8 protein-coding genes are annotated in these 10,523 nt (G+C 68.2%); 3 read left to right on the forward strand and 5 right to left on the reverse strand.

Annotated features, from left to right (window positions below; genetic code table 11):
• The first annotated feature begins 514 nt into the window (after nucleotides 1–514).
• A complete protein-coding gene (locus tag Q0A27_RS03630; protein WP_291473712.1) occupies nucleotides 515–3,070 on the forward strand; it encodes an FtsX-like permease family protein in 2,556 nt (851 codons plus the stop codon).
• Nucleotides 3,071–3,518: 448 nt separating this feature from the next.
• On the opposite strand, the gene Q0A27_RS03635 is transcribed toward Q0A27_RS03630, so the two are convergent.
• The 3 genes from Q0A27_RS03635 to Q0A27_RS03645 form a co-directional block, all read right to left on the reverse strand.
• Complete coding sequence (locus Q0A27_RS03635) at nucleotides 3,519–4,730, reverse strand: cobalamin-independent methionine synthase II family protein (RefSeq protein ID WP_291473713.1); 1,212 nt, start codon at nucleotides 4,728–4,730, stop codon at nucleotides 3,519–3,521.
• Between the two features lie 63 nt (nucleotides 4,731–4,793).
• Nucleotides 4,794–5,999: a cobalamin-independent methionine synthase II family protein gene (locus Q0A27_RS03640; RefSeq protein WP_291473714.1), complete on the reverse strand. Its 1,206-nt coding sequence runs from the start codon at nucleotides 5,997–5,999 to the stop codon at nucleotides 4,794–4,796.
• An 88-nt stretch (nucleotides 6,000–6,087) separates the two neighbouring features.
• Entirely contained in the window at nucleotides 6,088–7,362 is a 1,275-nt protein-coding gene (locus Q0A27_RS03645) for an aminotransferase class I/II-fold pyridoxal phosphate-dependent enzyme (RefSeq protein ID WP_291473715.1), read from the reverse strand.
• Between the two features lie 21 nt (nucleotides 7,363–7,383).
• On the opposite strand from Q0A27_RS03645, the gene Q0A27_RS03650 reads away from it, so the two are divergent.
• A complete protein-coding gene (locus tag Q0A27_RS03650) occupies nucleotides 7,384–8,436 on the forward strand; it encodes a hypothetical protein (RefSeq protein WP_291473716.1) in 1,053 nt (350 codons plus the stop codon).
• Between the two features lie 6 nt (nucleotides 8,437–8,442).
• Nucleotides 8,443–9,561, forward strand: coding sequence for a PLP-dependent cysteine synthase family protein (locus Q0A27_RS03655; protein WP_291473717.1), 1,119 nt, complete (start codon nucleotides 8,443–8,445; stop codon nucleotides 9,559–9,561).
• Here Q0A27_RS03655 and Q0A27_RS03660 read toward each other — a convergent pair.
• Both Q0A27_RS03660 and Q0A27_RS03665 read right to left on the reverse strand, forming a co-directional pair.
• On the reverse strand, nucleotides 9,551–10,189 hold the full coding sequence (locus Q0A27_RS03660; protein WP_291473718.1) for a GntR family transcriptional regulator: 639 nt from the start codon (nucleotides 10,187–10,189) through the stop codon (nucleotides 9,551–9,553). The genes Q0A27_RS03655 and Q0A27_RS03660 overlap by 11 nt on opposite strands.
• A 10-nt stretch (nucleotides 10,190–10,199) precedes the next feature.
• Nucleotides 10,200–10,502 (reverse strand): hypothetical protein, encoded by a 303-nt coding sequence (locus Q0A27_RS03665; RefSeq protein WP_291473719.1) that lies wholly within the window; start codon nucleotides 10,500–10,502, stop codon nucleotides 10,200–10,202.
• Nucleotides 10,503–10,523: the final 21 nt, after the last annotated feature.

A 10,523-nucleotide genomic window follows, 5' to 3' on the forward strand; every position in this document is an offset into this window, starting at 1 on the left:
ATTGAGGAGTGGGAGAACGATCTTCGGATTGTTCTTCCACTCTTCTTTTTACTGCGTGTGTCGGGGGTCGGGTCTGGTCGGTCATCTTGTGGGGTGGTCGGCCGGGCCCGGCCCCTTTTTTTTGTGTACCCGGATGGTGCCTGGGGGGGCTGTTGTGGGGTGGGGGTTGGACCACCATAGCCGGGCATGGATCCGGCGAAGTAGTGACTTCGCGCGTTGTGGGTTCAGTTCCGTGCGGTCTCGGGTCCTGTCTGACGCGATGTGCGGTCACGGCAGGATCGCGGTGCCGCTCTGGCCTCATCTACCGGCATCGCAGTGCGGGGACCACTAGAGTGGAGAGGTCTGCAGCGTCCTCACGCGCTGAACGAACCTGCCTCGACCGGCCCCTCACCTCCGGTCGCAGGTGGCCGACCATGAAGGATGACCGACTCTCTCCATGCCACGTCACTCCGCGTCAGCGACCAGTCCTTCGTCCGGAGCCTCTCCAGATCCCTCGTCGGGGGTACGCGCACTGATGGCCGTCCTGCGCGTCACCCTGCGGTCGTTCCGCAGTCATCTCGGCAGACTGATCCTCACGGTCAGCGCCGTCGCCGTCGCGGTCTCCTTCCTCACCGGCTCACAGATGCTCTCGGGCGTGCTCAACGGCACCGTGTCCACCATGATGTCCTCCGAGTACGAGGGCGTCCCGCTCGTCGTCCGCCCGGCCGAGGGCCATCCCTCTCTCGCACCGGACAGTCCGACCGTCGTCGGTGAACTTCCGGAGGTCGACCGCGTCAACATCGACGACCGACGTAGCGTCCTCGTCACCGCAGCGGACGGCAGCGCGGTCGACAGTGGAAAAGACAGGATCCACGTCGTCCCCTGGTACTCGCCGGAGGATGCTGTGGGGCCGGCGGCCTCGGACGGCAGTCCCGGTCCGGCACCGGGAGAGGTCCTGGTCTCCGAGAACGCGGCCAGAGGTGGGCTTGCCGTAGGAAGCCTGGTCCATGTCAACGACGGCAGCGAGGACTACGACCTCACTGTCGCAGGGACAACGCCGGATACCGAGCAAAGGAGCACCGGCACCGGTATCGAACTGGCGGTGAATCTGGGGGACTTCACGGCACGCTATGCGGAATCCGGACTCCCCGCGCTCCTGGTCGAACCGTCACCGGATGCGGACACGCAGGAGACCATGGACGCCATCGGTGCTGCGCTCGACAGCCCCGACCGCGGTTTGCCGGATGTGCGCACCGGCGACGAGCTCGTCGAAGAGTCACAGGACGCCACAGAGTCCGCCCTGGGGTTTGTCCGCTACCTGCTCTACGCGTTCGCGGGTGTCGCCCTGCTGGCGGCACTCTTCACCATCGTCAACACCTTCCAGATGACCGTCGCCCGTCGGCACCGGGATATCGCGCTGCTGCGGTCCCTGGGTGTCTCCCGACGCCAGGTCACCGGCTCGGTGCTCGGCGAAGCTCTCCTCTGCGGGATCGTCGGCTCGGGATTCGGCGTCCTGTTGGGTGTGGGGGCCGTCAACGCCCTGCTCCGCGTCATGCGCTCCATGTCCGACAGCGTCGACATCGCCACCCCTGAGGTCTCCACGGTGACCATCGTGATCCCGTTGATCGTCGGTACGGTGGTGACACTGCTCGGTGGACTCCTCCCGGCACGTAAGGCAGGACACGTCGCCCCGCTGGAGGCACTGCGTCAGGCGGATGCTCCACAGCAGCGTACCGCTCCCTGGCGCGTAGTCGCCGGTGCCGTGGTGCTCGCAGTCGGGATCGCGCTGTGCGGTATCGCCCTGTCCCGGGACGCCGCGGTCACCTCGTCCCGCGCCTCCCTCGCCGGAACAGGTGCCGTGACCGGGTTCCTCGGCGTGTACCTGGCGTCCCCGGCGATTCTCGGGGCGGTCACCAGGGTGCTCAACTGTCTGCCGCACCGACGGCCGGCAGAACGACTGGCCACCGCCCAGGTATCTCGAACCCCTGCCCGCTCCGCCGGCACCGCCTTCGCCCTCACCCTGGGCCTGTCCCTGACGACGGTCACCGGAATGCTCGGTGCTTCCGTGGTCAACGCCGTCGAGGAGACGGTCAACACGGAGGTCACCGCCGACCTCGTCGTCGGAGCGGTCGACGGCCTGACCGGCGACCCTGTCCCCGGAACAGCGAGTGCGGCGGTGCGTGAGACGCCGGGCGTCGGCTCGGTCTACTCCGTCGGCAAGGCCCCGGTCGTCGTCGGTACGGCGGAGGACGGGGTGAACCTGGTGTCTGTGAGCAAGGGAGATCCGACCACCGCCCTCGACGTCGGGGAGGTCACCGGCGACCTCGACCTGTCCTCGGGGGAAGGGCTGACGATGTCCGCGTCCTTCGCCGAAAAGCACGGACTGCAGATCGGGGATCTCGTGGAGGTCGGTGTCCCCGGCCAGTCGTTCACCAGCTGGTTGCCACTGCAGGGCACGTACGGTCATTCCCGTCTTCTCGGCGACGTGGTCGTCAGCTCGACGGCGTTCTGGCGGCTCGCTCCCGGTGACCGTGGTCTCGGTGGGCACCGCACCCTGGCGGTCGCCGTCACCGGGAACGGCAGCGTGGACACGGACACGCTCCGTGAACAGCTGGAGGACGCCACGGCGTCCTCCCCGTCGGTGGTGGTGCAGACCCCGGCGGAGTTCGCAGGACGCCAGACAGAGCTGATCGACCGGATCATCGCGGTGGTCTACGCACTGTCCGCGCTGGCTGTGATCGTCGCGGTGCTGGGGGTGGCGAACACTCTCGCACTCTCCGTCGCCGAACGACGCCGCGAGATCGGCATGCTGCGGGCGATCGGGGCGACCCGGGGGCTGATCCGCCGGACCATCACGGTCGAAGCGGTGATGACTTCGTTCTACGGCGCAGTGGTGGGTGTTCTCACCGGACTCGGGGCGGGGTTCGCGGTCCTCGGCGTCCTCGGGGACGTTGGTCTGACGACTGTCATCGTCCCCTGGGTCGTGGTAGCCGGGGTGCTGGTGGGGTCCGTGGTGGTCGGGGTGGTGTCCGCCCTGGCACCGGCGGTGCGGGCAGCGAAAACGCCACCGCTGGATGCGGTGGCGGAATAGCCGGCTGCGTGGCGGGACCGGCTTTACGGGGTGTACGGGCCTACTCGGCCACGTACTCCTCGAGAATCGGCGGCATCTTGTCCATGCCGTAGTCGTAGGCCTGCGGGCATCGACGCGATCTTCTCGTTCCCCGGCCCGGTGATGGGGGAAGGCGTCGGTCGAGCTGCTCGAGGTGCTGTCGGCGTTGGTTGAGCCGTTCGAGCTGTCATCGTCGTCAGAGGAACAGGCAGCGGGGCTGACGGCCAGGCCGCCGGCGACGACAGCGCCGGTGAGGGTGCGGAGGATCCGGGTGCGCACAGGTGGAACGTCGTGCTTTCCGAGAGGGGGTGTCCATATGCGTAGCCACGCCTGATGTGCGGGGGTTCACCGCGGATACACCGAGCCCCGACAGTGCCAGGTGTGGCGCCGCCGGGGCCGGGGAGACCGCCGGGGGTGACCCGGTGCCTGATCAGCCGAAAAGCTGCTTCGAGGCGATCTCGGCACCCTTGACCAGGGACTCGAGCTTCGCCCAGGCGATCTGGTGGTGCAGGCGTCCGCCCAGGCCGCAGTCGGTGGAGGCGACGACGTTCTCCGGGCCGACGACCTCGGCGAACTGGGTGATGCGGTCGGCGACGAGCTGGGGGTGCTCGACGACGTTGGTGGAGTGGCAGACGACTCCCGGGTAGATCAGCGAACCGGCGGGCAGCTCGTGATCCTGCCAGACGCGCCACTCGTGGGCGTGGCGGGGGCTGGAACCCTCGAAGGTGAAGCCGCCGACCTCGGCGCGCAGCACCTCGTCGATGATGTCGCCGAAGGGGATGTCGGTGGTGTGCGGGCCGTGCCAGGAGCCCCAGCAGATGTGCAGGCGGGTCTGCTCCTTGGGCAGGTCCTTGATCGCGTCGTTGAGGGCGTCGATGCGGATCCGGATCCAGGCCTGGTAGTCGGCGACGGTCGGTTCCGGGTTGATCTGGTCCCAGGCCTCGGCGAGGTCCGGAGCGTCGAACTGCACGGTGAAGCCGGCGTCCGTGATGGCCCTGTACTCGTGGGAGAGTGCCTGGCCACAGGCCTGGACGAGCTCCTCGTCGGTGTCGTAGGCCTTGTTGGCCAGGCGGGCGGCGGAGCCGGGGGCGATGGCGGCGACGAAGGCGTCGGACCGGTTGTGGCCGACCTTGTCGAGGGCTCTGGTGAGCAGGTCGACATCGGCGTCGACCTCCTGCTGGCCGATGTAGGTCACCGGGCCGGTGAACTCCGGGTTGCCGACCTTCGCGCGGCCGGTGAAAATGCCGGACTCCGGGTCCTCGTAGGCCTCGTTGAAGGCGGCGCGGTCACGACGGTCCGGGAAGCTGGTGAGCTTGATGTTGCCCGGGGTGGAGCGCACGACCTCGGCGTTGGCCCACCGGTCGGTGTCGGTCATGGTCAGGCCGCCCAGGCGGGTGAAGGTGTAGTTCCACCAGGCGCCGTAGTCGACGGCACCGGAGGTGATGTGGCCGTACTCGCCCTCGTTGATGATGTCCAGGCCGAGGTTGTGTTGGCGGGCGACGACCTCGTCGACGCTGTTCTGGAGGATCTCCAGGAACTTCTCGCGGGTGATCTCCCCGGCGGCGAAGGTCTGGTTGGCCTCCAGCAGCTCAGGGGTACGGGGCAGGGAACCCACGTGGGTGGTACGGATCTTGTTGACCATGTACTGCGTCCTCTTCTCAGGTGCTTCTCGGGTACTTTTCGGTGATATCTACAGGGGGGAACTCTAGCGTTCGTAGATTTCGCGGGACGCCAGGGCCGCCCCTTCGACGAGCGCCTCGAGCTTTGCCCAGGCGATCTGCGGGTGGAGACGTCCGCCCAGGCCGCAGTCGGTGGACGCGATGACGTTCTCCGGGCCGACGATGTCGGTGAACTGCAGGATCCGGTCGGCCACCAGGCGAGGGTGCTCGACGACGTTGGTGGAGTGGCAGACGACACCCGGGTAGATCAGGGTGTTCTCCGGCAGTTGGTGCTCGGACCAGACACGCCACTCGTGGGCGTGGCGGGGGCTTGCACCCTCGAAGGTCAGGCCGCCGACATTGGCGCGCAGACACTCCTTGACGATGGCACCGAAGGGCACGTCGGTGGTGTGGGGGCCGTGCCAGGAGCCCCAGCAGATGTGCAGCCGGGCCTTGTCTCGTGGGATGCCGTCGAGGGCGGTGTTGATCGCGTCGATGCGCTTGCCGATCCAGGCCTGGTAGTCGGCGATGGACGGCTCCGGGTTGATCTGGTCCCAGGCCTCGGCGAGGTCAGGGGCATCGATCTGGACGGTGAATCCGGCGTCCGTGATAGCCCGGTACTCCTCGTTGAGGGCGCGGGCGGCGGCGTCGAGCAGCTCATCTTCGGTGTCGTAGAACTTGTTGAGCAGGCGGGCTCCGGAGCCGGGGGAGACGGCGGCGACGAAGGCGTCCTCTGTGGAGTGACCGGCCTTGCCGAGGGCAGCGGTGAGGCCGTCGACGTCCGCGGCGACGGCGTCCTGGCCTACGTAGGACAGCTCGCCGGTGATGGCGGGGTGGGCGAAGCCGCCGGGCTTGCCGCCGAGGACGCCGGACTCCGGGTCCTGGTAGGCGTCACGGAACAGGGTCCAGTCGCGCCGGTCCGGGAAACTGGTCAGCCGGATGTTGCCGGGGGTGGAGCGGACGGCCGGCTCCTCCTCGTCGACGAGTTCCAGTCCGGCGAGCCGGGGGAAGATGTAGGACCACCAGGCGCCGAAGTCGATGGCTCCGGAGGAGAGGTGGCCGTACTCGCCGTCGTTGATGATGTCGATGCCGAGGTCGTGCTGGCGGCGGACGACATCGTCTACGGAGGACTGGAGGATGTCGTTGAACTCGGCCTTCTCGATCGACCCGTCGGTGGTGCGGGCGTACGCCTCAAGCAGTTCAGGGGTACGGGGCAGTGAGCCCACGTGTGTGGTGCGGATCTTGTCGGCCATGGGTGCTCCTCAGTGGTAGTGCGCAGTGGTCATGCGGCAGCGGTGTGTTACTCAGTGGTGAATAATAGACCGAGCGGTTCAGTGAACCCTATTCGCCCCCGGTCAGCCTGTCCCGGACGCCGTCCTTCAGCCGCCCGGCAGCGGTCGCCAGGGTGGTGTCGTTCTTGCAGAACGTCCAGCGCACGAGGGTGTGTACCGGGTCGGTCGGGTCGGCGGCGGCGTCCGCTGTGACGAAAGCGGTGACCGGAATGCCGGCCACACCCACTGCCCCCGGCAGACGCCGGCAGAACTCCTCGCCGGACATGGGCTGCCCGCCCACGCCGGTCAGTCCGAGCGGGGCGATGTCGGTGATGACGTAGTAGGTCCCGTCGGAACCCAGGACCTCCATGCCGGCGTCCTCCAGTGCATGGACGAGGGTGTGCTTGCGCTGCCGGAGGGTCTCGCGCCAGCCGTCCGACCAGTCGTCGGCGTTGTCGAGCGCCCACGTCACCGCCGGCTGCAGCGGAGTCACACCCACATAGGTCAGGAACTGCTTCGCGGCGGTGACCGGTCCCAGCAGGTCAGGGGAGGCGATCGCCCAGCCGGTCTTCCAGCCGGTGACGTTGAAGTTCTTGGACGCCGAGGAGATCGTCACCGTCTGGTCGGCCATCCCCGGCAGCGTGGCGAAGGGGACGTGTTCCTCACCGCTCTCACTGAACACCAGCCGCTCGTAGACTTCGTCGCTGATCACGACGGTGCCGGTGCCGCGCACGCAGTCGGCGATGAACTCCAGGTCTGCGCGGGACAGCACCGTGCCGGTGGGGTTGTGCGGTGTGTTCAGCAGGACGGCGGCGGTGGTGTCCTCGGCGACGGCTTCGGCGAAAGCCACCCGGTCCAGCGACCAGCGGCGGACACCGTCGCTGTCCGGCTCCAGCTGCAGTCGGACAGGGCGCTCGGTCGCCCCGGCCAGGCCGATGCATGCGGTGTAGGCGTCATAGGTCGGTTCGAGGGTGACGACCTGGCGTCCTTCATCGACGAGGCCGAGGACGGACGCGGCGATGGCCTCGGTCGCGCCGACGGTGATCAGCACGTTGTCGGCGGTGACCTGCTGGCCCCACCGGTCGCGCCGGTCACGTGCGACGGCCTCGCGCAGGGCAGGGTCGCCGGGGCCGGGGCCGTACTGGTTGTTCCCGCCGGTGATCTGGTCGGCGGCGATGCGCAGCATCTCGGCGGGGCCGTCGTCGTCCGGGAATCCCTGACCCAGGTTCGCGGCCTGCGTGCGGACGGCTTCGGCGGTGACGGTGGCGAAGATGGTCGGGCCGATGCCCGCGACGCGGTGCGCCGGGTGGTGGGTGGGAGGAGTCGCCGGGTGGTGATCAGTCATGCCCGCCATACTATGGACGTCATGACTGAGCTGATACGTCCCACCCCGCTGACCGCGACCGACGAGGCCCCTGATTTCGTTGAACCGTTGGTGGCCACCGACCCCGCTGACCTGCCGAAGGGTCATCCGGCTGACGCCATGGTCGGCCACGACAAGCTCAGCCCCCGGGCGCAGCTCGATCTGCTGCTGCAGAACTTCAGTGACTCCTACCCGGAGATCTTCACCTCACTGACGACTGACGAAGGTGCGGGTCTGTCGGTTTCTGCGGAGCTCAAGGACGCCACGGAGCGGATGTGGGCCCGGGTGCCGGACCTCATCACGCACTGCAGTCTGCTGGTGCTCGGTGCGGGGCTCGACCACGCGATGCCGGGGGTGGCGTTCCTGAAGACCGGTCCGTCGGCTGACGAGGTGTCGGTGGCGGGGCTGCGGGGCACGGTACTGCGTCCGTCGGAGCCGACGGGTGCGGTCGCGGTGAGTCTGCACGGCGGTCCGGGCTGGTTCGGCGACGCGGAATCGCACGACCAGCTGTGGCTGCCGCTGTTCGCCGCGCTGGCCGAGAAGTCCGGGGTGACGGTCGTCGATCTGATCTACCCGCTGCCCGGCTACGGTGACGGAACGCCGGCGGCGACGGAGGACGCGGTGGCGGCGGCGTTCGCGGAGGTGCGTGAGCGTGCCGGGGAGTTCGTGGGTGAGGGTGTGGCTGCGGCGTCGCCGGCGGCACCGGACCGGGTCGGCCTGGTGACCTTCGGCTCCGGGTTCACGGTGGCCGCGCAGGTTGTGGAGGACGCCGCCTTCCTGCTGGCCATGACGCCGCGGATTCCGGCTGATCTGTCCTACGACCTGTCCGGTGTGCCGACGCGTGTGTCGGTGGCGTCGGAGGATTCGCGGGGGACGGCGGCACAGGCCGTGCTCGACTGGTTCGGGGCGCATGCCGGAGTGCCCGGTGAGGTCACGGCCCCTGCGGCGGGGTCGGGTCTCGAGTACGCGGAGTACCTCTCCGAGCACATCATCGGGGTGCCGGAGGTGTGGCGTCGTCGCGTCTCGGATGATGCGGCGTGGCTGGCGGGGCGGTAGGCCTGCATGAGTTCCGCGCTTGAGCCCCACGACATCAACCGCTACAACGCCGACGCCCGACGCTGGGCCGCCGAGGCGATCCGTAAGGTCCAGGCTGACCAGCAGCGCTCGGCGGACACCCATCTGCTGAAGATGCCGTTGCCGGATGACTGGGGCGTGGACCTCTATCTCAAGGACGAGACCACCCACCCGACCGGTTCGCTGAAGCACCGGCTGGCCCGGTCGCTGTTCCTCTACGGTCTGGCCAACGGCTGGATCCGCAAGGACGCACCGGTGGTCGAAGCGTCCTCCGGATCCACGGCGATCTCCGAGGCGTACTTCGCACGGCTCATCGGCGTCCCCTTCATCACCGTCGTCGCTGCATCCACCAGTGCGGAGAAAGTGCGTCTGATCAGGTCCTACGGGGCCGAGGTGCGGTTTGTCGATGATGCATCCACCGTCTACGCGGTGGCGGCGCAGACCGCCGAGGAGACCGGCGGGCACTACATGGACCAGTTCACCTACGCGGAGCGGGCGACGGACTGGCGCGGGAACAACAACATCGCCGAGTCGATATTCCGCCAGATGTCGATGGAGCGCTTCCCTGATCCACGCTGGATCGTCGCGACCGCCGGCACGGGCGGCACGTCGTCGACCCTGGGCCGCTACGTCCGCTACACCGGCCGGATGACCGGGCTGTGCGTGGCTGACCCGGAGAACTCCGCCTTCTTCCCCGCCTGGTCGACAAACGACCGCGCCCTGACCACGGATGCCCCGTCCCGGATCGAGGGTATCGGACGCCAGCGCGTGGAGCCGAGTTTCACCGGCCGGGTCGTCGACCGGATGACGAGCGTGCCGGATGCCGCGGCGATCGGTGCGGTCCATGCCCTGGAGCAGGTCACCGGGATCCGCGCCGGCGGTTCGACCGGGACCGGCCTGTGGGCGGCACTGCGTCTGGTCGCCGAGATGAAGGACGCGGGGGAGCAGGGCAGCGTGGTCTCGCTGATCTGCGACTCCGGCGAGCGCTACCTCGACAAGTACTACGCGGATGTCTGGCTCGCTGAGCAGGGGATTGACACTGCGCCGTACCGGGACTGCGTCCTGGAGTTCCTGGAGTCCGGGGACACCGGAATGCTCACGGACTGACCGTCGACGCCAGGGTTTCCCCGGTCTCCACGAGGGACGCCCGGAGTGCCGATGCTGCTCCTGCACGGTCGCCGGCACGCAGCAGAGTGACGATCTGCCGGTTCACCGGGACAAACTCACCGTGCAGGCCGGGTCGGACCCGCTCCACAGTGAGGAACACCAGGCGCATCCGGGCGAGCAGCCGGTCCATCTCCTCGTTGAGCAGGCCTGAACCGGCGGACTCCACGACGGTCCGGTGGAAGAGCTGGTTCGCCAGGGCGGTCTCAGCTGTCTCAACTGCGGATTCCGGCGAATCCGTGGATTCTGACACTTCGGCGTCAGTGACGACCCGGTCAAGGGCATCCACATCGAGGGCGTCCCCCCACAGCAGCGCGCCGGGTTCGACCACGGCACGCGCCCGGTAGAGATTCCGGATGTCTTCGGCGCCGGGGGACGCGATGAAGACGCCCCGGTTGGGAATCCGGTCGACGATACCGTCAGCGGCGAGGGAGGCGAATCCCTCACGCAGGGTATTGCGGGAGATCCCCAGCTTGTCGGCGACGGCGACTTCGTTGAGCTTCTCGCCGGGGGAGTATTCACCGGCGGACACGGCATGCCGCAGGACGGCGGCGACGGACTGGGCACGCATGGCGGTCAGTCTATCTGAGCCTTCTGACGGTGGCCGAGGGGTTCTGGTCAGTGGTCGCTCCGTCGGTACTCCTCGACGATGACGCCGGATCCGAAACTGCGGCACTGTTCCAGCCCTGGATCACCGTGCCGAACCTGTCCAGCGGAGCGTCCATCCCGATCGCGGACAGGACATGGGCTGGGACAGCGTCGGCGAGCTCACTGAGCAGGACAGGCATGAGGTCGCCCTCGACCGGGAAGGCGTCGAAGCTCCCGTCCGGTGCGGCGATGTATCCGTCCAGTGATACTGCGACGAAGTAGACCAGGTCTCTCATCACGGTTCCCGTCGGTGCATG

Origin of the sequence: Corynebacterium sp. (assembly GCF_022712275.1) — a bacterium.
Taxonomy (GTDB): domain Bacteria; phylum Actinomycetota; class Actinomycetes; order Mycobacteriales; family Mycobacteriaceae; genus Corynebacterium.

Coding starts and splice junctions, on each gene's coding strand:
- Q0A27_RS03630 (WP_291473712.1), top strand. CDS start 515: ATGGCCGTCCTGCGCGTCACCCTGCGGTCGTTCCGCAGTCATCTCGGC.
- Q0A27_RS03660 (WP_291473718.1), bottom strand. CDS start 10,189: ATGCGTGCCCAGTCCGTCGCCGCCGTCCTGCGGCATGCCGTGTCCGCC.
- Q0A27_RS03645 (WP_291473715.1), bottom strand. CDS start 7,362: ATGACTGATCACCACCCGGCGACTCCTCCCACCCACCACCCGGCGCAC.
- Q0A27_RS03655 (WP_291473717.1), top strand. CDS start 8,443: ATGAGTTCCGCGCTTGAGCCCCACGACATCAACCGCTACAACGCCGAC.
- Q0A27_RS03640 (WP_291473714.1), bottom strand. CDS start 5,999: ATGGCCGACAAGATCCGCACCACACACGTGGGCTCACTGCCCCGTACC.
- Q0A27_RS03665 (WP_291473719.1), bottom strand. CDS start 10,502: ATGAGAGACCTGGTCTACTTCGTCGCAGTATCACTGGACGGATACATC.
- Q0A27_RS03635 (WP_291473713.1), bottom strand. CDS start 4,730: ATGGTCAACAAGATCCGTACCACCCACGTGGGTTCCCTGCCCCGTACC.
- Q0A27_RS03650 (WP_291473716.1), top strand. CDS start 7,384: ATGACTGAGCTGATACGTCCCACCCCGCTGACCGCGACCGACGAGGCC.